The 22,422-nt window shown below is 70.2% G+C and carries 21 protein-coding genes; 14 read left to right on the forward strand and 7 right to left on the reverse strand.

The features are described 5' to 3' along the window. The first annotated feature begins 88 nt into the window (after nt 1-88). The 12 genes from BM066_RS15640 to BM066_RS15695 all read left to right on the forward strand — a co-directional run bounded on the left by BM066_RS15640 (nt 89) and on the right by BM066_RS15695 (nt 12,644). Nucleotides 89-898 (forward strand): ABC transporter permease, encoded by an 810-nt coding sequence (locus BM066_RS15640; protein ID WP_089929435.1) that lies wholly within the window; start codon nt 89-91, stop codon nt 896-898. After that, nucleotides 895-1,713, forward strand: a complete 819-nt coding sequence (locus tag BM066_RS15645) for an ABC transporter ATP-binding protein (RefSeq protein WP_089929437.1) — start codon at nt 895-897, stop codon at nt 1,711-1,713. Before BM066_RS15640 ends, BM066_RS15645 begins: the two co-directional genes overlap by 4 nt. Next, nucleotides 1,710-2,903, forward strand: a complete 1,194-nt coding sequence (locus BM066_RS15650) for an acyl-CoA dehydrogenase family protein (protein WP_089929439.1) — start codon at nt 1,710-1,712, stop codon at nt 2,901-2,903. The genes BM066_RS15645 and BM066_RS15650 overlap by 4 nt, the downstream gene beginning before the upstream one ends. Continuing rightward, on the forward strand, nt 2,900-3,850 hold the full coding sequence (locus BM066_RS15655) for a D-isomer specific 2-hydroxyacid dehydrogenase family protein (protein WP_089929441.1): 951 nt from the start codon (nt 2,900-2,902) through the stop codon (nt 3,848-3,850). Before BM066_RS15650 ends, BM066_RS15655 begins: the two co-directional genes overlap by 4 nt. 11 nt (nt 3,851-3,861) lie before the next feature. Further along, complete coding sequence (locus BM066_RS15660) at nt 3,862-4,704, forward strand: class II aldolase/adducin family protein (RefSeq protein ID WP_089929443.1); 843 nt, start codon at nt 3,862-3,864, stop codon at nt 4,702-4,704. Continuing rightward, entirely contained in the window at nt 4,704-5,693 is a 990-nt protein-coding gene (locus BM066_RS15665; protein WP_089929445.1) for an ABC transporter substrate-binding protein, read from the forward strand. The genes BM066_RS15660 and BM066_RS15665 overlap by 1 nt, the downstream gene beginning before the upstream one ends. Before the next feature lie 171 nt (nt 5,694-5,864). Beyond that, on the forward strand, nt 5,865-8,000 hold the full coding sequence (locus tag BM066_RS15670; protein ID WP_255367614.1) for a TonB-dependent receptor: 2,136 nt from the start codon (nt 5,865-5,867) through the stop codon (nt 7,998-8,000). Between the two features lie 4 nt (nt 8,001-8,004). After that, entirely contained in the window at nt 8,005-8,625 is a 621-nt protein-coding gene (locus BM066_RS15675) for a cysteine dioxygenase family protein (protein ID WP_089929448.1), read from the forward strand. Beyond that, entirely contained in the window at nt 8,622-10,199 is a 1,578-nt protein-coding gene (locus tag BM066_RS15680) for a rhodanese-like domain-containing protein (RefSeq protein ID WP_089929450.1), read from the forward strand. Before BM066_RS15675 ends, BM066_RS15680 begins: the two co-directional genes overlap by 4 nt. An 8-nt stretch (nt 10,200-10,207) precedes the next feature. Beyond that, nucleotides 10,208-10,849, forward strand: coding sequence for a glutathione S-transferase family protein (locus tag BM066_RS15685; RefSeq protein WP_089929452.1), 642 nt, complete (start codon nt 10,208-10,210; stop codon nt 10,847-10,849). 92 nt (nt 10,850-10,941) lie between these two features. Continuing rightward, nucleotides 10,942-12,036, forward strand: coding sequence for an LLM class flavin-dependent oxidoreductase (locus BM066_RS15690; protein WP_089929454.1), 1,095 nt, complete (start codon nt 10,942-10,944; stop codon nt 12,034-12,036). 5 nt (nt 12,037-12,041) lie between these two features. Beyond that, a complete protein-coding gene (locus tag BM066_RS15695) occupies nt 12,042-12,644 on the forward strand; it encodes a flavin reductase family protein (protein WP_089929455.1) in 603 nt (200 codons plus the stop codon). 4 nt (nt 12,645-12,648) lie between these two features. Here the strand turns inward: BM066_RS15695 and BM066_RS15700 are convergent, their stop codons facing one another. From BM066_RS15700 to BM066_RS15720, 5 genes are all read right to left on the reverse strand, one after another. Continuing rightward, a complete protein-coding gene (locus BM066_RS15700) occupies nt 12,649-13,428 on the reverse strand; it encodes a polysaccharide deacetylase family protein (protein ID WP_255367615.1) in 780 nt (259 codons plus the stop codon). 9 nt (nt 13,429-13,437) lie between these two features. Further along, nucleotides 13,438-14,277: a glycosyltransferase family 2 protein gene (locus BM066_RS15705; protein ID WP_089929458.1), complete on the reverse strand. Its 840-nt coding sequence runs from the start codon at nt 14,275-14,277 to the stop codon at nt 13,438-13,440. A 121-nt stretch (nt 14,278-14,398) separates the two neighbouring features. Beyond that, the gene (locus BM066_RS15710) at nt 14,399-16,885 is read right to left on the reverse strand and encodes a TonB-dependent receptor (RefSeq protein ID WP_089929460.1); all 2,487 of its coding nucleotides are present in this window, start codon (nt 16,883-16,885) and stop codon (nt 14,399-14,401) included. A 72-nt stretch (nt 16,886-16,957) separates the two neighbouring features. After that, nucleotides 16,958-17,965 carry a FecR family protein gene (locus BM066_RS15715; RefSeq protein WP_089929462.1) on the reverse strand — a complete coding sequence of 336 codons (1,008 nt, stop codon included), beginning with the start codon at nt 17,963-17,965 and terminating at the stop codon, nt 16,958-16,960. 97 nt (nt 17,966-18,062) lie between these two features. Next, nucleotides 18,063-18,560, reverse strand: coding sequence for an RNA polymerase sigma factor (locus BM066_RS15720; protein WP_089929464.1), 498 nt, complete (start codon nt 18,558-18,560; stop codon nt 18,063-18,065). Nucleotides 18,561-18,773: 213 nt separating this feature from the next. On the opposite strand from BM066_RS15720, the gene BM066_RS15725 reads away from it, so the two are divergent. Further along, nucleotides 18,774-19,253: a hypothetical protein gene (locus tag BM066_RS15725; RefSeq protein ID WP_089929466.1), complete on the forward strand. Its 480-nt coding sequence runs from the start codon at nt 18,774-18,776 to the stop codon at nt 19,251-19,253. A 14-nt stretch (nt 19,254-19,267) separates the two neighbouring features. Here BM066_RS15725 and BM066_RS15730 read toward each other — a convergent pair whose 3' ends face one another. Beyond that, nucleotides 19,268-20,074 (reverse strand): TOBE domain-containing protein, encoded by an 807-nt coding sequence (locus BM066_RS15730; protein WP_089929468.1) that lies wholly within the window; start codon nt 20,072-20,074, stop codon nt 19,268-19,270. A gap of 168 nt (nt 20,075-20,242) precedes the next feature. Here BM066_RS15730 and modB point away from each other — a divergent pair, with 168 nt between their 5' ends. Continuing rightward, the gene (modB, locus tag BM066_RS15735; protein WP_089929477.1) at nt 20,243-20,914 is read left to right on the forward strand and encodes a molybdate ABC transporter permease subunit; all 672 of its coding nucleotides are present in this window, start codon (nt 20,243-20,245) and stop codon (nt 20,912-20,914) included. 46 nt (nt 20,915-20,960) lie between these two features. Here the strand turns inward: modB and BM066_RS15740 are convergent, their stop codons facing one another. Beyond that, nucleotides 20,961-21,848 carry a TauD/TfdA dioxygenase family protein gene (locus BM066_RS15740; RefSeq protein ID WP_089929478.1) on the reverse strand — a complete coding sequence of 296 codons (888 nt, stop codon included), beginning with the start codon at nt 21,846-21,848 and terminating at the stop codon, nt 20,961-20,963. Nucleotides 21,849-22,422 lie beyond the last annotated feature (574 nt).

The following is a 22,422-nucleotide window of genomic DNA, read 5'->3' on the forward strand; positions in this document are numbered from 1 at the left end:
AAGTCTATTGATCCGGTAGGGTTTAAACGCCTTTCTCTCTGGAGCAAAGGCGTTCGCGCCGCAACGGTTCACGGGACGGCTCACCCTCATGTCTTTGGCGGTCACCCTTAGAAATTCTCAAGCACTGCCATGGCGTTGGCCGCGCTTAGCCAACGCCCGGTGGCTGTCACCAACCGTCCTGCTGCTGCTGTGGGAGGCCGGAGCCCGGCTGGGCCTGATCCCGGCGCGGGTGCTGGCCGCCCCTTCCACAGTGGCCGAAACCTTCTGGGCGATGACCGTCTCGGGCGAGCTTCCGGCCAATCTCCTGGTGTCGCTGGGCCGGGCCGGCGCCGGCCTGGGGGTTGCCCTGACCATCGCCGTCACCCTGGGCCTGGTCTCGGGCCTGTCGCGCTGGGGCGAGACCCTGGTCGACCCGCTGATGCAGATCAAGCGGACCCTGCCGGTCGTGGCCCTGACCCCGCTGTTCATCGTCTGGTTCGGCATCGGCGAGGTCCCGAAGATCGCCCTGATCGCCACCGCCGCCGTCTTCCCGCTGTACCTGAACCTGTTCGCCGGCATCCGCGGGGTGGACGTGCGGCTGGTCGAGGCGGCCCGCAGCTTCGGCCTCTCCGGCCGCGACCTGATCGCCAACGTCATCCTGCCCGGCGCCCTGCCCTCGTTCTTCGTGGGCCTGCGCTATTCGCTGAGCATCAGCGTGGTGATGCTGGTGATCGCCGAGCAGATCAACGCCCAGGCGGGCCTGGGCCACCTGATCAACAACGCCCGCGACTTCATGCGCACCGACATCATCGTCGTCTGCCTGCTCGTCTACGCCCTGCTCGGCCTCGCCGCCGACGCCCTCGTCCGCACGCTGGAGCGCAAGGCGCTGGCGTGGCGCCCCAGCCTCGTGGAGCAATGACCATGGCCCAACCCCGCATCCGTGCCGTACCGGCCGCCGTCACGCCCGAAACGCCGACCGTCCAGCTCAAGGGCTTCACGCGCCGGTTCGGCGACAACGTGGTCATCGACGGCCTGGACCTGACCATCGCGCCCGGCGAGTTCGTCGCCCTGCTGGGGGCCAGCGGCTCGGGCAAGACCACCCTGCTGCGCACCCTGGCGGGCCTCGATCCGGTCCATGGCCAGAACGTGACCACGCCGGACGCCCGCGCCGTCGTGTTCCAGGACGCCCGCCTGCTGCCGTGGAAGAAGGTCTGGCGCAACGTCGCGCTGGGCCTGAAGGACAATGACGTCCGGGCCCGCGCCGAGGCGGCGCTGAAGGAGGTGGGCCTGGGCCATCGCCTCGACGCGTGGCCCGCCACCCTCTCCGGCGGCGAGGCCCAGCGCACGGCCCTGGCCCGCGCCCTGGTCCGCGAGCCGGCCCTGCTGCTGCTGGACGAGCCGTTCGCGGCCCTGGACGCCCTGACCCGGCTGAGGATGCACGATCTGGTGCTGTCGCTGTGGCGCGAGCACAGACCCGCGGTGCTGCTGGTCACCCACGACGTCGACGAGGCCATCGCCCTGGCCGACCGGGTGCTGGTGCTGGACAAGGGCAAGATCGCCGTCGAGGAGCGGATCGTCCTGGAGCGCCCGCGCGTCCCCGACGCCCGTTTCCACGCCGTTCGCCGCCGGTTGCTGGCGCATCTGGGCGTCGAGGCTCCCGTTCCGCAATCTGCTCCAGCCCCCGCCTCCCATTCGGCCCTGGTCGCCTTCCCCACCGGCGAGGTCGTGCTGTGAGCCGCGCCGCCGCCCTGCGCGTGGCCGAGGCCCCGGCCGCCCTGCCCGACCTCGACGCGATCCTGCCCGGCCTGACCGCCGCCTTCGCCGCCACGGCCGCCGTCCACGACCGCGAGGCCAGCTTTCCGAGCGCCAATTTCGAGGCCCTGCGCGAGGCCCGACTATTGGCCCTGACCGCGCCGCGTCGCCTGGGCGGACTGGAAGCCGACCTGCCCACCACCCTGAAAGTGGTCTCCGCCGTCGCCCGGGGCGAGCCGGCCACCGCCCTGGTGCTGGTCATGCAGTACCTGTTCCACGCCTCGGTCGAGGGCCGCTCCGGCTGGCCCGAACACCTCAAGCAGCGGGTGATCGGCGAGGCGATCAGCCACGGCGCCCTGATCAACGCCCTGCGGGTCGAACCCGATCTCGGCACCCCCGCGCGCGGCGGCCTGCCCGCCACCGTCGCCCGCCGCACGCCCGAGGGCTGGCGGATCAGCGGCCGCAAGATCTACTCCACCGGCTCGACCGCCCTGACCTGGTTCGTGGTCTGGGCCCGCTCCGACGACCCCGAACCCCTGGTCGGCGGCTGGCTGGTGCGCGCCGACACCCCCGGGATCACGATCGAGGAGACCTGGGACCATCTCGGCCTGCGGGCCAGCGCCAGCCACGACGTGGTCTTCGAGGACGTGCTGGTCCCGCTGGACCACGCCCTGGACCCGCAGCCGGTCGGCGCCCCGCCGCCCTATCCGGCCAGCTTCGCGGCCTGGTCGGCCGTGCTGACGTCGGCGATCTACGACGCGGTGGCCCGGGCCGCGCGCGACTGGCTGGTCGACTTCCTGGCCAGCCGCAAGCCGGCCAATCTGGGCGCGGCCCTGTCCATCCTGCCCCGCTTCCAGGAGGCGGTCGGCGACATCGACGGCCTGCTGCTGGCCAATCGCGTCCTGCTCGACACGGCGGCGCGCGGCGAGGTCGACGGGGTCGAATCCAGCCTGGTCAAGCACCTGGTCACCGAGAACGCCATTACGGTGGTCGAGAAGGCCCTGAAGCTGACCGGCAATCCCGGCCTGACCCGCCACAACCCCCTGGAGCGCCATCACCGCGACGTGCTGTGCGGCCGGGTCCACACCCCGCAGTCCGACGTGGTGCTGACCAGCGCCGGCAAGGCGGCGTTCGCAGCCCATGAAGGCAAGATGGGCGAGGCCGCCCAATGAGCCGCCTGGTCGTCGCCAGCCAGCTGCCCGAGCTGTTCAATAGCGTCTTCGCCCAGCATGTCGGCGACGCCGAGATCGTGGCCGTGCCGCCGGGCCTGGCCGCGCCCTTGCCCGCCGAGGCCAAGGTCTTGGTCGCCGCCCCGTTCCGCAAGGCCGGCGGCGTGCTGCCGCCCGAACCGCCCAAGGGCTGGCCCTATGACGTCCGGTGGGTGCAACTGGTCTCGGTCGGGATCGACTTCTATCCCGACTGGCTGTTCGACGGCCCGGTGGTGACCTCGGCGCGCGGCTCTTCGGCCGTCGCCCTGGCCGAATTCGCCCTGGCGGCGATCCTGGCCGAGGCCAAGCGCCTGCCCGACATCTGGATCGACAAGGCCGAGCGCTGGGCGCCGCAGCCGCTGAAGCTGATCGCCGGCACGACCCTGGGCCTGGTCGGCTTCGGAGCCATCGGCGAGGCCCTGGCCCCGCGCGCCCAGGCCCTGGGGCTGAACGTCGTCGCCACCCGCCGCTCCGACAAGCCGATCCCGACCCCGGGCGTCGAACGCGTGGCCGACCTTGCGACCCTGTTCGCCCGCAGCGACCATGTGGTGCTGGCCGCGCCCGCCACTCCCGAAACCCAGCGCCTGATCGGCCGCGAGGTGCTGGCCGCCGCCAAGCCCGGCCTGCACCTGATCAACATCGCCCGCGGGGCCCTGATCGACGACCAGGCGCTTCTGGAAGCGCTGGACGACGGCCGCGTGGCCCGCGCCAGCCTCGACGTCACCCATCCCGAGCCGCTGACCGAGGGCCACCCGTTCTACAGCCACCCGAAGGTCCGGCTGTCGCCGCATACTTCGGTCCACACCCCCGACACCCGCATCAACCTGGCGACCCGCTTCGCCGAGAACCTCGCCCGCTTCCGGTCCGGCGCGCCCCTGGCCGACGTCGTCGACCTGTCGCGCGGCTACTGAAGGACACCGTCATGACCGCCATCAGCCCCGCCCGGGCTTTCCAGACCCAAGCCCCCCCCCCGGCCAAGATCGAGACCGTGCTGCCGGAGTTCGGCTCGCGCGAGCTGCCGCGCCAGCCCACCCACGCGCAGGAGCGGCTCTATCGCAAGCAGCGGCTGGCGGCGTCGTACCGCCTGTTCGGCCGCTACGGCTTCGACATGGGCGGGGCCGGCCATATCACCGCCCGCGATCCGGAACTGACCGACCACTTCTGGGTCAATCCGTTCGGCGTGCACTTCTCGCGGATCAAGGTCTCCGATCTCATGCTGGTCAGCCATGCGGGCCAGATCGTCCAGCCGCCGGCCAAGGCCCCGGCCCGGCTGAACCGCGCCGCCTTCGCCATCCATTCCCAGCTGCACGAGGCCCGGCCCGACGTGGTCGCCGCCGCCCATTCGCACTCGCTGTACGGCAAGGCCTGGTCGACCCAGGGCCGGCTGCTGGATCCCCTGACCCAGGACTCCGCCGCCTTCTACGACGACCACGCCCTGTTCGAGGAATTCTCCGGCGTGGTGCTGGACACCAGCGAGGGCGAGAAGATCGCCAGGGCCCTGGGCCCCAAGAAGGCGGTGATCCTGCAGAACCACGGCATCCTGACCGTCGGCCAATCGGTCGAGGCCGCCGTATGGCGCTACCTGGCCCTGGAGAACGCCTGCCAGACCCAGCTGCTGGCCGAGGCCGCCGGCCCGACCAAGCCGATGCCGCCCGAAGTGGCCAGGCACACCGCCGGCCAGGTGGGCAGCGAGGCCGGCGGCCTCTGGGCCTTCCAGCCCTACTGGGACGTGGTCACCGAAGAAGAGCCGGACCTGTTCGACTGATGATCCTGTCCCGTCGCCACCTCCTCGCCGGCGGCCTGTCGGTCGCCGGCCTCTCGGCGCTCGCCGCCTGCTCGCCCGGCAAGGCCGCCAAGCCCGCCTCGCTCGAGGACCTGACCCTGAGAGCCGCCACCTATCGGGGCAACCTGGAAACCTTCTTCCAGGCGGCTGGCGTCGCCGACACGCCCTACAAGCTGGCCAAGTCGGAATTCGTCGGCGGCAACCTGATCACCGAGGCGATCAACGCCGGGGCGCTGGATGTTGGCGGCATGAGCGAGATCCCGCCGATCTTCGTGGCCGGCGCGCCCGGCAACCAGGTCCGCATCGTCGCGGTGCTGCAGGGCGACGTGAACAACCAGGTCGTGCTGGTGCCCAAGGACAGCAAGGCCCAGGCCTTCGCCGACCTGAAGGGGCGGCGCATCGGCTATGTGAAGGCCACCACCTCGCATTACATCCTGCTGCGCCTGCTCGACGAGGCCGGCCTGACCTGGGCCGACATCAAGCCCGTGGCCCTGTCGCCGCAAGACGGGCTGGCGGCCTTCTCCAGCGGCGCGGTCGACGCGTGGATCATCTATGGCGTCGTCGTCCAGCAAGCCCGCCAGGCCGGCGCCCGGGTGCTGCGCACCGCCAAGGGCGTCCTGTCGGGCAACTACCTGGTCGCCGCCGCCCGCGAGGCGCTGGACGACGATCTCAAGCGCCAGGCCCTGGGCGACTATCTGGGCCGCTACGCCAAGGTGGCCGAGTGGGTGAACGCCGATGGCGCGCGCTGGGCCAAGGTCCGGAGCGCGGCCACGGGCGTTCCGGCCGAGCTCTATCTGCGGGAGTTCCAGGAGCGCAGCGGCCCGACCCGGCTGATCCGGATCAGCGATGCCGCGATCGCCTCGCAGCAGAAGGTCGCCGACGCCTTCGCGGCCACGGGCCTGATCCCCGGCAAGGTCGAGGTGCGCCCACTGTGGGACGACCGCCTGAACAGCGCCCTTCCCGATGATTAGAAATACTCAATCAACATATTCGCGTTCGCGATATGAGATGATCTGTAAGTCTATAGATTTTATATGGATTGAGGCGACATCAATATTCGATCTTTATCCTCGATAACAAGAACGGGGATAATGACGTTGCGCCGCTTTGCTTTTCTCTACTGGATTTCCGGAACATCCGCCTTGGCGCTGGCCGGCGCCGCCCAGGCCGCGGCTCCCGCCGCCGCCGAAGTGGACGCCAACGCCGCGCCGGCCGTCGAACAGGTGGTGGTGACCGCCGAACGCCGCGCCACGGACCTGCAGAAGACCGCCATCGCCATCTCGGCCTTCAGCCAGCAGCTGCTGGCCGACCGCAAGATCGACAGCATCCGCGACCTGTCGGGCCAGGTCCCTAATCTCAGCATCAGCCGCGTCACGATCAGCCACACAACCCAGACCTACGCCCTGCGCGGCGTGGGCGAGGCCGACCCGATCCAGGAGCCGGTGCTGGCCGTCTATGTCGATGACGTCTACATCCCGCGCCAGATCGGCTCGATGGTCGAGTTCAACGATCTGGAGCGGGTGGAGGTCCTGCGCGGCCCGCAAGGCACGCTGTACGGCCGCAACTCCAGCGCCGGCGCGCTGCGGATCATCACCCGCGATCCCGGCGACGCCTTCCGGGCCAAGGCGGAAGTGGGATTGGGAAGTTACGGCGCGGTCGACGCGCGCGGCTTGGTCGAGGGGCCGCTGGTCGAGGGCAAGCTGGCCGGCAGCCTGTCCTACATCCACCACGGCCGCGACGGCGTCACCTTCGACCCGACCCTGAACCACGACGTCAACCGCATCGACCTGAACGCCTATCGCGCCAAGCTGCGCTGGACGCCGACCGATCGCTGGGACGTGCTGCTGACGCTGAACGCCCTGAGGGACCGCAGCGACACCCGCAGCTACGTGCCTGTCCGCCAGCCGAACGGCGAGCACCGTACCGACCGCTCCTATTCCGAGGTCGAACCGGTCCAGGACCTGGACCAGGTCAGCGGCGCCCTGCGCGTGCAATACCTGCTGAACGACCATCTGAAACTGAAGTCCGTGACCTCGTACGGCGGCTTCAACCTCAACCCCGTCGCCTATGACAACGACGGCGAGGCGGCGCTGATCCAGAAGAACTTGATCCACTACAACGACCAGTACGTCACCCAGGAACTCCAGCTGAACGGCGACTACGGCAAGCTGACCTTCACCAGCGGCCTGTTCTACCTGCATGAGCGGTTCTTCGTGCAGCGCGACGGCTACAGCCGCAGGAACGCCCTGCCGACCGATCCCGTGGTCACTCCCGGCAACTACGGCTTCGCCCGCGCCCACAACATCACCAACACCGACGCCTATGCCGTGTTCGGCGAGGCGACCTATGCGCTCAGCGACCGCCTCAGCGTCACCGGCGGTCTGCGCTGGACCAACGAGGAGAAGGACTTCACCTTCGACAACAAGGTCCTGAACCTGCAAGGTCAGGTGGTGGGCCAGTCGATCGCCGGCCACGCCGACAAGATCTTCTCGGCCGTCACGCCCAAGCTGTCGGCCCAGTTCCAGTGGACGGGCGACGTCCTGCAGTACGTGACCTGGTCGAAGGGCTTCAAGTCCGGCGGCTTCGACAACCGCGCCACCCGGCTGGACCTGGCGACCCGGCCGTTCGCGCCCGAGAACGTCAACGCCTATGAGACGGGCCTGAAGACCGAGCTGTTCGACCACCGCGCCCGGGTGAACCTGGCGGTGTTCTACAACGACTACAAGGACCTGCAGGTCAGCTACAGCGACCCAGCCTATCCGGGCAATTCGGTCCGCGCCAACGCCGGCAAGGCCCACACCTACGGGGTGGAGCTGGAGACCGACATCCGCGCCACCGAGCGCCTCAGCCTCCAGGCCTCGGCCGGCTACCTGTTCGCGGTCTACGACAAGTACAGGAACGCCGGCGGGATCGGGGTGAACGCCGACGGCCACCGGCTGCTGAACTCGCCGCGCTGGAGCCTGTCGGGCGGCGTGACCTATGACCTGCCCATCGAAGTCCCCGGCGCAGTTCGCGTCGGCCTGAACGCCCAATACCAGACCAGGACCTATTTCAACGCCCTGCAGCGCCCGCAGGACGAAGCGCCCGCCCAGACCTTCCTCAACGGCGTGCTCACCTGGCAAACGCCGGATCCGCGCTGGAGCGTGGTGCTGTCGGGCCGCAACCTGCTGGATTCCGACAAGCCGGTCAGCGTCACCTACACGCCGGCCACCGGCGTCTACTACCAGAACTTCCCCGACCCGCGGACCTGGCTGGTCACGCTGAAATACGCGCTGTGATCCGATGAGCGCGCTCCGCCCCGCTCCCCGACTGCACAGGCTGGCCGACTTCGTCGGCGCCCTGGGCGTGCTCGTCGACCGGACCCGCGACGAGGACCTGATCCTCGCCGAGGGCGGGCGGCTGCTGGCCGGGCTGATCGCCCGCGACGACTGGCTGCCCGACGCCTACGCCAAGCCCGATCCCACCCGCTATCAGCAATACCTGCTGCATTGCGACAGCCGCGAGCGGTTCAGCGTGGTTAGCTTCGTGTGGGGCCCCGGCCAGGCGACGCCGATCCACGACCACACCGTCTGGGGCCTGGTCGGCGTGCTGCGCGGGGCCGAGCTGTCGCAGCGCTTCGCCCGGCGCGGCGACGCCTTCGCCGCCGTCGGGCCGGTCCACCAGCTGGAGCGCGGCGAGGTCGAGGCGGTCTCGCCCACGGTCGGCGACGTGCACCAGGTGACCAACGCCTTCGACGACCGCGTCTCGATCAGCATCCACGTCTACGGCGCCAACATCGGCGCCGTGCGGCGCTCGACCTACGACGCCGCCGGACGGCCGAAACGGTTCGTCTCCGGCTACGCCAACACCACCCTGCCCAACCTATGGGACCGCTCGAAGGTCCTCACCGAGGTCGCCCCATGACCCTGCCCGCCGTCACCCCGCGCGAAGTCCGCCAGGACTGGATCGCCCGCCGCGAAATCGCCCTGCTGGACCTGCGCGAGGAGGATCCGTTCGCCCGCGCCCACCCGCTGTTCGCCTCGCAGCTGCCGCTCAGTCGGCTGGAACTGGAGATCCTGGACCGGGTCCCGCGCAAGGACGCCAAGATCGTGCTGTACGACAACGGCGAGGGCCTGGTCTCGCCGGCCGGCAAGCGGCTGGCCGCCCTGGGCTACACGCAGGTCCGCGCCCTGGCCGGCGGCCTCCAGGCTTGGAAGGACGCCGGCTACGAGCTGTTCCAGGACGTCAATTCCTACAGCAAGGCGTTCGGCGAACTGGTCGAGGCGCGGCGCCACACCCCGTCCCTGCCCGCCCAGGAGGTGCAGGCCCTGATCGACCTGGGCGCCGACCAGGTGATCCTCGACGCCCGTCGGTTTGAGGAATACGCGGTGATGAGCATCCCGGGGGGGATCAGCACCCCGGGCGCCGAACTGGTGCTGCGGGCCCGCGAGCTGGCCCCGAACCCGGCGACTACGATTATCGTCAACTGCGCCGGCCGCACCCGCAGCCTGATCGGCGCCCAGTCGCTGCTGAACGCCGGTGTGCCCAACCCGGTCTTCGCCCTGCGCAACGGCACCATCGGCTGGACCCTGGCCCAGCAGACGCTGGAGCATGGCCAGGGCCGCCGCTTTCCGGCGGTCTCCGACCAGACCCTCGACGAAGCCCGGACCAAGGCGCGTGACGTGGCCTACCGCGCCGGCGTCCGACGGATCGACGCCGAGGGTTTGGCCGACCTGGCCCAGGACCGCAAGCGCACCCTCTACCGCTTCGACGTCCGCACGCCCGAGGAATACGCCGCCGGCCACCTGCCCGGCTTCCGCTCGGCCCCCGGCGGCCAACTGGTGCAGGAGACCGACGTCTTCGCCCCGGTGCGCGGCGGCCGCATCGTGCTGGCCGACGACCTGGGCCCACGCGCCGACATGAGCGCCTCGTGGCTGGCCCAGTTGGGCTGGGACGTTTATGTGCTGGATGGCGGGTTCGACGGCGAGTTGGAGACCGGCGCCTGGCGGCCCAGCGCGCCGCCGATCCCCACCGTCGAGACGATCAGCCCCGACGACCTGGCCGTGGCCCTGGGCGATGGCGCGGTGGTGGTGCTGGACCTCGCCCCTAGCCCCGTCCACCGCAAGGGCCACGTCCCCGGCGCCTGGTTCGCGATCCGCGCCCGCCTAGCCGAGGCCTTCGAACGCATCCCCGAGGGCCTGCCGATCGTCCTGACCTCGCCCGACGGCCGCCTGGCCCGGCTGGCCGCGGCCGAGGTCGAGGAGATATCCGACCATCCGGTGCGGGTGCTGGAGGGCGGGACGGACGCCTGGACGCAGACCGGCCGCCGATTGGACACCGGCCTGGTCCGCGCCGCCTCCGATCCGGAGGACGTCTACAAGCGCCCCTACGAGGGCACGGACAACGCCGCCGAGGCTATGCAGGCCTATCTGGACTGGGAGTTCGGCCTGGTCGACCAGCTGGCCCGCGACGGCTCGCACGGCTTCTTCGTGATCTGAGGCCAGCGATGTCCCTGAAACTCTATTTCGCTCCCGGCTCCTCGGCCTTCGCACCGCTGATCGCCCTGGAGGAGCTGGGCGTGGCCTATGACGTCCACCCCGTCGACCTGGCGGCCGGCGAGCAGCGCCAGCCGGCCTATCTGAAGGTCAATCCGCGCGGCCGGGTCCCGACCCTGGCGGTGGACGGCGAGCCGGTCACCGAGGTGTTGGCGATCCTGACCTACCTGGCCCACGCCTATCCGCACAGCGAACTGCTGCCCCTGGCCGACCCGCTGAAGCTGGCCCACGCCTACGAGGTGATGAGCTGGTTCGCCAGCACCGTGCATGTGGCCTTCTCGCAGATCGCCCGACCCGAGCGCTTCGCCGACGACGACGGCGTCAAGGCGGCCCTGGCCACGCCCGGCGAGGCCCGCTTCCACCGCACCCTGACCGACATCGAGCGCCTGGCCCAGGGGTCCGGCCCCTGGCTGCTGGGCGACGACTTCAGCGCCGTCGACGCCTACGCCCTGGTGATCTGGCGCTGGGCCGAACGCCGCCAGATCGACACGTCCGCCTATCCCGCCTGGAGCGCCAAGGCGGCCCGCGCCCTGGCCCGCCCGTCCGTCCGCCGCGCCCTGCGCAAGGAAGCCTCGCCCAAGGTCGCCGCCTGATGAGGCGCCCTGATCAAACCCTTGAGAAAGCCTCGCTTTTCTAGCCGCCGCTCATCCTCGAAATTCTCCCTCGCACAAGATCGGAGCCTCCCATGCCTGTCGAATTCATCGGCTATATCGGCACCCAGCATCAGTCCGAGATCCACCCGGCCCAGGGCCCGGTGATCGACCGCGACTATGTCGAGCGCGTCGCCCGCGCCCATGACGAGGGCGGCTTCGACCGCGCCCTGGTCGCCTTCGGCTCGACCTCGCCGGAAAGCCAGCTGGTCGTGGCTCATGCCGCCTCGGTGACCCAGCGACTGGGCTTCATGATCGCCCACCGCCCCGGCTTCACCGCCCCCACCGTCGCGGCCCGCCAGTTGGCGACCCTGGACCAGTTCACCGGCGGCCGTATCGCCGTGCACATCATCACCGGCGGCTCGGACAACGAACTGGCCAAGGACGGCGACCACCTGACCAAGGACCAGCGCTACGCCCGCACCAGCGAGTACCTGGACATCGTCCGCCAGGAGTGGACCAGCGACAAGCCGTTCGACTATCGCGGCGACTACTACAACGTCGTCCAGGCGTTCGGCGGGGTGAAGCCGCTGCAGAAGCCGCAGATCCCGGTCTATTTCGGCGGCTCGTCCGACGCGGCCATCCCCGTAGCCGGCAAGCACGCCGACATCTTCGCCCTATGGGGCGAGACCCAGGCCCAGGTCGCCGAGACCATCGCCCGGGTGCGCCACGCCGCGGCCAAGCACGGCCGCCAGGTGAAGTTCTCTCTGTCGCTGCGGCCGGTGATCGCCGAGACCGAGGAGGCGGCGTGGGCCAAGGCCGACGACATCGTCGCCAAGGCCAAGGCCCTGCGCGAGAAGGCCGGCCTGCCGACCTCGGAGCATACGCCGCCGAACGCCGGCTCGCAACGCCTGCTCGACGCCGCCAAGCTGGGCGCGCGCCTGGACAAGCGCTTGTGGACCGGCGTCGCCGCCGTCACCGGCGCGGCGGGCAACTCCACCGGCCTAGTCGGCACGCCGCAGCAGGTGGCCGAGGCCCTGCTGGACTATTACGACCTGGGTGTCTCGACCTTCCTGATCCGCGGCTTCGATCCGCTGGATGACGCGATCGCCTATGGCCGCGACCTGATCCCGCTGGTGCGCGAGCTGGTCGCCCAGCGCGACGCCCGTCCGGCGGCCGTGGCGGGCTAGCGGTCATGGCGCCGCTCGACATCGATCCGCGCTGGCTGGGCGACGCCGCCTGGCCGGCCGCCGCGCCGTTCGGCGACGCCTCGTCCGGCGCGGAGCCGCCCTACCTCGTCCACGCCGCACCCGCCGTTCCGCCGGTCGCACCCCAGGCGTTCAAGGAAGCCCTGGCGCGGCTGGCCAGCGGGGTGGCGATCATCTCGTGCTGGGACGGGTCCGCCCCGCGCGGCCTGCTGGTCAGCTCGATCACCGGCCTGTCGGTCGATCCGCCGCGGTTCCTGTTCTGCGTCCGCAAGGAGGCGTCCAGCCACGACGTCCTGGTCCGGGCCGAGCGCTGCGGCGTGGCGGTCCTGGCCGAGCACGACGAGGCCGAAGCCCGGCGTTTTTCGACCTCGAGCCTCAGCCACGAGCGCTTCGATCCCCGGCGCTGGCGGCTGACATCCGACGCGCCGCCGAGCTATCGCGGCGGGCTCTCGACGACCGCGTGCGCGATCGATCAGCGGATCGACGCCGGGACCCATACCGTGTTCATCGTCACGGCCGTGTCGGTCGACCTGGCGCCTGGCCTTCCCCTGGTCGCGCACGCCCGGTCGTTTCAACGCCTGGCGCCCTGAGCGCCTACCCCGCCTTCAGGACGCCCCGGTGGCCCGGGTTCCCAGTCGCCGGTTTGTCGAGGCGCGCGCGGGCGACGGGTTTGGCGACGGGCAGGAACGCCTCGAGGAAGCGCCAGGCCGGCTCGTCGTGGTCCAGGTGGTGCGTCAGCAGGCCCAGCGGCTGGTCCCAGGCCCCCTTCGCCCGGCGTTCGGCCAGCAGGCGGCGGGCGCGCAGCAGGAACCGGACCGCCCCCCGGAAGCGCGCCTGGGGTTTCCAGCGCATGACGTCCAGGTGGGCGTCCAGGCGGCCGGGCTCGGCTCCGTTCCGCATCTCGCCGTAGCAGGACAGGTCCAGGCCCTGCAGGCCCAGCGCCCGCTTCAGGGTCGGATGGGCGTTGTTCCAGGGCGGCACGAACAGGCGCGGCGTCACCCCGGCGCGGCGGAACACCTCGATCGCCGCGCCCAGGTCCGACATCACGTCGGCCAGGCGGTCCAGGTCGTTGACCTCGCCGGACGGGCGGCCGGGCGGTGCGCGGTTCTCGTGGCGGAAGCCGTGAATCGCGAGCTCGATTTCAGGAGCCGCGCGGCAGGCCTTGACCAGGGCCGCGATGTCGCCGTCCGGCACAGCGGCCACTGTGATCGACGCATCGAAGCGGGCCGACAGGGCCAGCAGGCGATCTAGGGCCGGCGTCGGCCGGCGCGCGTCGTCGTCCCGCCACCAGAACGCCGGCGCATGGCCGGCGGCCTTCCAGCGGGCCAGCTCCGGCCCGATCACGGCGGCGATCAGCAGACGATGAAGCGACATCACCAAGGCCTAGGCCGAATGACCCAGCCGGGCGTCTTCGAGATCCAGGCCGATCACCGCGCCCGAGCGCGCCGCCTGGACGCTCTGGCCGTTCAGCGCGCGGATCTCGCGCGCCTTGAGATTCGAGAGCACGGGATAGAGGCCGGCCATGAGGGCGATCAGGAAGCCCATGTCGCCCTCCTTGTAGCCCTTGCGTGAGACATAGCACTTGTAGAACCGGCGCACGCCGCGGAACAGGTCGTCCCACAAGCTCTTGATCTTGCCGCTGTCGGCCAGGTCTTGGCCGCGCAGGGCGGTGTAGCGGTTGAGGCGCTGGACCATGTCGGCGATGTCGTCGTCGACCTTGTGCAGGATGGCGTGGGTCAACCGGCCGCCATAGACGCCGGCGAAGGTGGTGCCCGGATGAACCCGCTCGCTCTTCCAGCTCTTGACGCCCTTGCGGAACAACCGGGCCACCGACGAGGCGCCGAACGAGCCGCCCCAGCCGTGGCGCACCAGCTGCGCGCCTATGAAGTTGTCGACGGGCACCTGATACCAGTCGCCGGCGTCGGTCCGGGCGATCGTCTCGCGGATTTCCCGGGCCAGGGCCGGGGTCACCGCCTCGTCGGCGTCCAGTTCGACGATCCATTCGCCGCGGCAGGCGGCGACGCCGGCTTCCTTGCGCAGACCCTCGACAGGGAAGATGCCCGAGACGACCCGCGCGCCCATCTTGCGGGCGATGGCTTCGCTGCGATCCGTGCAGCGATCGGCGACCACGACGATCTCGTCGCAGAACTCCAGGCGCGTCAGGCACTCGGCCAGGCGCGCCTCTTCGTTGTGGACGCAGACAAGCCCCGACAGGACAGGCATATGAGTTCCCCGACTTGGGGCCGCCTTTCGCATTGGCCCCGTCAGGAAGTAAACGTCGCCAAACGCAGGGAACCTCAGAACTTTCTTCACGTTCGCGCGCGAGAAAGCGCTCCGATCACCCCTAAAAGGCGCGCGAAAACGCCAGGCTCCAGGTGCGGGGACGCAATGGCGTGACCTGGCGCACCTGGCCGAAACTGAACGGATTGCCATAGGCGAAGGTATCGCTCGAGGCGTTAGCGGGATTGGTGACGGCCAGGGTCCAGCTCCAATCCCGCGTCGCCAGCTCGGCCGACAGGCGGCCCGTGACATAGCCGCCCATCGACGGCGAAAGCCGACGATCGAAGGTCAGGCGCGATCGACCGACATATTCCAGCTCGTTGGTCAGCACCAGGCGGCGCGCGGCGGCCAGGCTCCGCTCGTACCGCACCATCAGGCCGGCCGAGACGTCCGGCACGCCGGGCAGCTCGCTCTGGGCCGCCGACGCGAAGTTGGGATTCACCTTGCTCAGGCGTGGGCGATTGAACAGTGCGTTGGCGTCCACCGTCAGGCCAGGGGCGGCCAACACAGTCGCCTCGACCTCTAGGCCGGTGTTGCGGCCGTCGCCGACATTGGCGGTGTAGGACAGGCCCGAGCTCAGATACTGGTCGGTCTGGATGTCGGTCCACACGTCGTGGAACAGGGCGGTGCGCAGGATGACCCGCCCGCCGCCGGGCCGGAGGCTGGCGCCGACCTCGTAGTTGCGCAGATGATCGGGCTTGAACGAGCCGCGCAGCGTCGATGGCGCGACCAGGCCGCCCGAATTGAACCCGCCCGAGCGATAGCCTTCCGACGTCAGTAGGTAGACCAGCCCGCCGCTCCAGGCCCTCTGAAGCGAGAATTTCGGCGAGACGCCCGTAAAGCGCGCCTGGCGGCTCATGGCGCGTGACTGGCCCGGCGCCGGCGCCTCGACCGTCGAGACGGTGCGCACCCCGCTGCGGAAGGCGCGCGCACCCAGGCTGGCGGTCCAGCCGCCGCCCAGGTCGTAGGCGGTCTCGCCATAGAGGGCCAGCTCACGCCGCCGATCACGACGGGCTTCCAGATAGATCAGGCGCGAGGGATCGGTGAGCGTGCGCGCCCGCAACTCGCCGTCGCTGTCCTCGAGACTGGCCAGGCCGTAGAGCCCGAACAGCCAGCGGAAGCGGTCGGTGTCCGGCGACGACAACACCGCGTCCTCGACCAGCAGCCGCACCTTGCTGGCCTCGTCGAACAGGCCGACGTCGACCGCCGTAGCGCCCACGCCGTTCAACGCCGCGGTGGCGTCGAACCGACTGGCGAAGCGGTGGCGCACATAGCCGGTCGACGACACGAACCGCCCCCAGTCTCCCGCCCCCGTGATGGTCAGCGCGCCCTGCTGCAGGACGTTGTCATGGGTCTCGCGCACCTGGTTGGCGCGCTTCTGGCCGCCCAGGCTGGGGGTGGTGTACTGGCTGTCGGTGGCGTGCAGATCCTGGCGCGCGCCGGACACCAGGATCGACCATTCCGGATACACCGCCACCATCAGGGCGGCGCGACCGCCGGTGCGGGTGGTGCGATCGACGTTCGAGAGACGCAGATTGACGTCATCGACATAGCCGCCGTCCGCATCGCTATAAGCCGCCACGCGCAGGGCGGCGCGGTCGGCGACGACCGGCAGGTTAGCCACGCCCTCGAAGCGGGTGCTGGGCGAGCCGGACTCGGTGACGGCACCGCCCGCCAGGACCGATCCAGACCGTTGGTCCAGCACCGGCTTGATGGAAACGACCCGATAGACCCCGCTGAGCGATCCGCCGCCATAGAGCGCGCCTTGCGGCCCGCGCAGGATCTCCACCCGGTCGACGTCGATCAACCGCAGGTCCGGGTCGGGGGCGTTGTAGGTCAGCGGGATGTTGTCGAGATAGGTGCCGACGGTCTGCTGGGTGCGGCCGGTGAAGGTGCCGTCCGACAGGCCGCGCAGCATGATCTTGTTGCGCGCCGCGCCCAGGTTGGTGGTGATGAAGCCGGCGGTCTGCTGGGAGATGCTGGTGGTGTCGATCGCACCGGCGTCGCGCAGCCGCGGAGCGCTGATCACGCTGAGCCCGCCGGCCGCCGCGCCCAGGCGGGTAGGACGCTTGGTGGCGGTGACGATGACGCTGTCGATGGCCGGAGCCGCGATCACCGGCGTCGGGGCCACGGCAAGCGCCGCCCCGGCCCGCGCCACGGGTCCGGCATGTCGCGCCGGCCGGATGCTGACCGTGGCGTTGTCGAGGATCTCGAACCGACAGGGCGCTCCGACCGTCACCGCCTGGAGCGCCTGGCGCAGGGTCAGGACTCCGGCGACGGCGTTGCTGCGCCCCGGGCACGACGAGACTCCGCCCACGGTCACCCGCGCCTGGACGCCAAGATCGATCAGGGCCTCGGAACGGGACTTGGCGGGGATGTTGAAGCTGAACCGCGCCGGGGTCGCCCCGGCCTTGCCGGCCAGGGCCAGGCCTGACGCCAGCGTCAGGGCGAAGAGAGGACCGGATTTGCGCAGGCAGGCGACGGCGGTCGCGCCAGGACGCCCCGGACCGTCAGGCCGACCGCGAAGTTGGGATTCCGTGTCCGAAATCATCGGGCTCCAGCTCTATCCCCCTAGAGCTCAAGCTTCGCGCTTCGAACGATTCCGGTCCCGCCAGCAAGACCCCTAGCGCGCCCGGATCACGATGGCGTCGTCGGTCGTCGTCGTTCGTACCGGAAGCAGGTGCGACAGTCGGTCGACCATCGCATCCTGGTCATCGACGATCAACACGCCGGAAAGTCGCATATTGGCGGCCTCGGCGTCGCCCAGCTTCACCGGACGCGGGAAAAGCCTGTTCATGTCGCCGGCGATCTGGGACAGCGGCTGATCGCGATAGATCAGCCGGCCCTGGCGCCACCCCCCGATCTCTTCGACGGCCACCGTCGAGACCCGCGCGTCGGCCCTCTGGCCCTTGCGGTGAGAAAGCCCCTGGCCAGGCCGCAGCCGGAACGGCGCGGCGTCGCGGGGCAGGTTGGGACGCACCTCCACCAGGCCGCGCTGGACGTTGACCGCCACCTGCCCGTCGCGATGCCGGACGTCGAACCGCGTGCCGACCACCCGCACCTGGGTGTCGCCCGCCGAGACCAGGAACGGCCGCGAGGAATCCTTGGCCACGTCGAAGAAGGCCTGGGCGTCGCCCATGTGGACGCGGCGCGCGTGGCGCTCGAACCGCACGGTCATCCGCGAGGCGGCGTTCATCTCGATCCGGGAGCCGTCCTCCAGGGCGACGGTCCTGCGCTCGCCGACGCCGGTCACATAGGTCGTCTCGTGCGCGCCCAGCAGGCCGCTGGCCGGCAGGAGGACCGCCCCGGCGACGAAGGCGGCGGCGATCGCCGCGCCCGCCGACCAGATCCAGGCGCGCCGCGCCGGCCGCAGCGGGACGACCTTGCCGCCCTGAGCGGCGGTCAAGGGCGCGCCGGCCGGCTCGGCCTTGGCCCGGCGCGCGTCGAGGTCCAGGCGACCGTCGAAGGCGAGCACGGCGTCATAGGCCTGGGCATGGGCGGGCGACGCCGTCAGCCAGGCGTCGAAATCCAGCCAGTCGCGCTCGGTGACCGTCTCGCCCTGCAGGCGGACCAGCCAATCGATCGCGGCGTCGGCGATCCCGGCGTCGATGTCCGTTTGGGCGCGCGTCATTTCGCTCCGTCCTGACGCCAAGTCGCGTCCTCGCAAGGATAAGACGTCACCAAGGCGGCGGAACCTCCAAAACCCGTGCCGGAAACCATGGTCGCCCTCATGTCAGCTTGGCCATCAGCGCCTTCAGCGCCGCGCTCACATGCTTTTCGACCGAGCTGCGGCTGACCCCCATGGCGACCGCGGTCTCAGCCTGGCTCAGGCCGTCCAGCTTGTGAAGCGTGAAGGCGCGGGCGACCTGGGGCGGCAGGGTCTCCAGCGCCGCCATCATCACGCCCAGCCGTTGGCGGCCGGCCACGACCTCCTCGGCCGACGGAACGTCGGCCACCTGCTGGTCGCCCAGCACCATGCCCTGCAGGCTGCGCCATCCCTCGTCGCGCGCGCCGGCGCGGGACTGACTACGCAGGCGGTCGAGCATCAGGTTGTTGGCCATGCGAAACAGCAGGGCCGAGCCGTCGCCCTCGACCTCGACCTCGCCCAGCGCCTGCACCTTCAGGTACAGGTCCTGGATCAGGTCCTCGGCCTCGCTGACCGAGCGCAGCCTGGCGGCGAAGACGCGCACCAGATTGGCCCGCTTCTCGCCGTACAGCCGGGTCATCGGCGTGATCGATCGAGGGTTGGCGGACAGCGCGGGCTCCAAAGACTCAAGGCGGACGAACGGGTTGCGGCGAAACCCGAACCTAGGCCGCTGGCGCGCCCCGGTCCAGCGCGCTGGACGACGAGTTGTTGCGATTGACTCGCAACAAGCCTCAAGGCTAGATATTGAGAACCGGTCGCAACACGAACGCGACGCCGCTCCGCCGAGGCCGCCATGACCCCCGATTCCATAGCGCTCCGCTGGACCACCGGCCCCACCGTCGGGGAAAGGCTGCTTCTCGGCGCCATGCGCCAGTGGGCGGCGCTGAGGTCGGCGGGCGAGCCTCCCAGCCGCCTCGTCGCCCAGGCCCTGGCCTTTCGCGCGTCCAATCGGACCGGCGGGCTGTTCGTGGCCTGGATGCAGTCGGTGGAGGCCAGCCTGCGCCGGCCGATCCAGGTGGAATGCCCGGCCTGCGGCGGCATCTCGACCGACGAGCAGCGGCTGATGGTCTCCTGCGGACTGGCGGGAACCGCCACGGCGGCGGGCGAGGCTCTGCTCGAGCCGTTGCTCGTCGATTCCCAGCCGACCATGGTGCTGGCCCGCGCCCTGAACGCGGCCCTGCGGGTCGACGGCTATCCCCTGCCCGCCCGCCTGCGCGAAGAGCAGGCCGCCGATCCAAACCCGCCGACGCCCGACCGGCCGACGGTTCACTAACGACGGCGACGGCCCTATTCGACGGCGAGGATGACGTTGGACGGCGCGACGGTCGCCAGGGCGCGCTCGCCGACGGCCGGCGGCGGGGCGGACGCCGGCACGGTCGCGACCAGGGTCTTGCCGGCCGACAGGCTCAGGGCGACCTCGCTGACCTTGTGGCCGTCCTCGCGGTCGACCACGGTCCCGGCCAGGTGGTTGGCCCCGTCTTCGGGCGGGCCGTCGTCGGCCCCCAGGCCGTCCAGGACGACAAAGCTGGACTTGATCAGGGCGATGGCCGGCTTGCCGACCTCCAGGCCCAGCTCCTCGCGGCTGCGACGGGTGATGATCGAGACGATCTCCACGCCACCGCCCAGGTCGATCACGACCCTGGCGGTCACCTCGCCGTCTTCTATCGTCGCGACGGTCCCGCGCAGGGCGTTGCGGGCGCTGGTGCGCAGGCCCAGGCTCCAGAACAGCTCGCCCAGGTCCGGACCCGGATCCGGCCCCGCCAGGCCCGCCTCCAGTCGCGACAGGGCCGCGGCGATCTCGCGCTCGACCTCGCGGAAGGCCCGGATGACCGCCAGGCCGCGCGGCGTGACGACCGCCGCGCCGCCGGACTTGCCCCCGGCGTTGGTCGCCACCAGGGGTGCGTCGAACAGGTTGTTCAGCGCCTGGACCCCGTCCCAGGCGCCCTTGTAGCTGAGCCCCAGCCGCCGGGCGGCGGCGCTGATCGAGCCCAGGCCGTCGATCGCCTCGATCAGGGCGATGCGCTCCAGGCCCACGCGGGCCAGGCCGCCGCGACGCAGGATCAGGGAGGCGCTCAGATCGCCGTCGGTGGACATCGAAACCTCATGCCGGAACTTCGGCCGAAACGCGGGCCGAACGTGACCTGGGCCGAAAAGCTCGTTATGTAACTCCACTACATAACCGAGCACGCCCAGAGACCAAAGGGCCAGAACCAAAGCCATGCCGAACCGTCCGTCGCCGATCAAGCTCGAGGGCTCCTGACGATGCTCGAGATCGCATGGCTGACGGCCAGGCTGGCCGGGATCACCACGATCCTGCTGCTGGTCCTGGCCACGCCCCTGGCCTGGTGGCTGGCGCGGGGCCGGTCGCGCTGGAAGACGCCGGTCGGCGCCCTGGTGGCCCTGCCGATCGTGCTGCCTCCGACCGCCCTGGGCTTCTATCTGCTGATCGCCTTGGGCCCGCAAAGCCCGCTGATCGCCTTGCTGCACCCGTTCGGGGTGCGGACCCTGGCCTTCACCTTCCAGGGCCTGGTGATCGGCTCGCTGATCTATTCGCTGCCGTTCGCCGTCCAGCCGCTGCGCAACGCCTTCATCGCCGTGGGCGACGAGCCGCTGGAGGCCGCCGCCACCCTGGGCGCCTCGCCCTGGGCCGCGTTCGTCCGGGTGGCCCTGCCGCTGGCCCTGCCGGGCTACGCCGTCGCCGCCCTGCTGGTCTTCGCCCACACGGTCGGCGAGTTCGGCGTGGTGATGATGCTGGGCGGCGGCATTCCGGGCCAGACCGAGGTGCTGTCGATCGAGATCTATCGCCTGGTCGAGGCCCTGGAATGGGACAAGGCCCACCAGCTGGCCGGAGCCCTGCTGGTCTTCGCCTTCCTGGTGATGCTCAGCCTGCTGCTGATGGAGCGACGGGTTTCGACAAAAAATTCGCGGACTTAATTCAATCCGCTCATCCCGACGTTCGCCGGGATGAGCGGATAATGGATCAGAACGGGACCTCCCCCTGGATGGTCACCCGCTCGACGACGCGCTCCTGCGGCCAGTAGTCGAGGATGGCGTAGTGCTGGGTGGCGCGGTTGTCCCAGAAGACGATGGCGTTGGGCGTCCAGCGGAAGCGGACCTGGTATTCGGGCGTCTTCACCCGGTCCAGCAGGTCCGCCAACAGCCTGGCCGCCTCGTCCTCGGGCAGGCCCAGGATCCGCGTCGTGAAGACCTTGTTGACGAACAGGTGCTTGTCGCCGGTCTCCGGATGGGTGCGGATCACCGGATGGACCTGGACCGGATAGGCGGCGCGCAGCTCCTGGCGCTTGGCCTCGTCGACCCGGTAGCCGTAGCTCTGCAGGATGTCGTGCTCGGCGGTCAGGGTCGCCAGTTGGTCCTTAAGCTTGTCGGGCAGGTCGCGATAGATGGCGGCGGTGTCGGCGAACAGAGTGTCGCCGCCCAGGGGCGGCAGATGGCGGGCCCGCAGCACCCCGCCCATCGACGGCGCGGGCCGGAAGGTGACGTCGGTGTGCCATTTGTTGGCGGCGCGGACGATCGGCACGATCTCCTCGCGCAGCTTCATGCCGTCGGCGGCCTCGATGTGCAGGATCTCCGGAAAGCCCGGCACGTGGGCGGTGACAGGATGCCCCTCCAAATCCCCGAAATAGCGGCCGAAACGGACATGATCCTCATGGCTGATGTCCTGGTCGCGAAAGAACACCACCTTGTGCCGCAGCAGCGCCGTCCGGATGGCCGCCACGATCTCCGGCGCCAGCGGCTGGCGCAGGTCGACGCCCGAGATCTCGGCCCCGAGTACGGGGCCGGCGGGAGTGACCGTCAGGCCGGCGTAGTCGGGCGTCTGCGAAGCGGCGATGGGGACAAAGGCGTTCATGGCGTTCTCCCGGAGCGCCGCCCGTCCGTGCGAGCGGCGGTTGTTAACCACACCTTAGGCTTGGAATATCAGCGCTCAATCCCGTTTCTTCTCGCCGATCCGATTGCAAACGGGACCAGCCCATGGGCGCGCCCCGTTTGCAGGCGCGGTTCTTCGACCTCGGGCTTTTCGCGACGAGGGGATGGGGAGGCGCGGAGCGGCCGGGCCAGGCCCGGATGACCGTGAGTATTTGTGTGTGCGTTTCGGCTTGGACTGACCGCTCCGCGAAACCGTTTTTCTCAAGGGACGTCGACTGAGGGCTTGTTTCATCCCGGTCGACGTTTCCCCTCGGACGGGCAGGATCAAAGTCGCCCGGAAGGGGCCGTCGGCGACTCCGACAGATCCTGGAACAGGCCGGTTTGAACCTCCCGGCCCCGTCGACCCGCCTGTCCCGCCACCGTTCCCGCCGAACCTTGGGACCTTCTGAGCCCCGCCGCCCGCCAGGAGCCGATCGCCAGGCCCAGGCGGCCCCGCTCGGTTCCATCTCCATCGCCTGCTTGGGCCGGTACCAAGAGCCCTCCCCCGCGATGGGGAC

The organism is Caulobacter sp. UNC279MFTsu5.1 (assembly GCF_900114015.1).
In the GTDB taxonomy this organism is placed as follows: domain Bacteria; phylum Pseudomonadota; class Alphaproteobacteria; order Caulobacterales; family Caulobacteraceae; genus Caulobacter.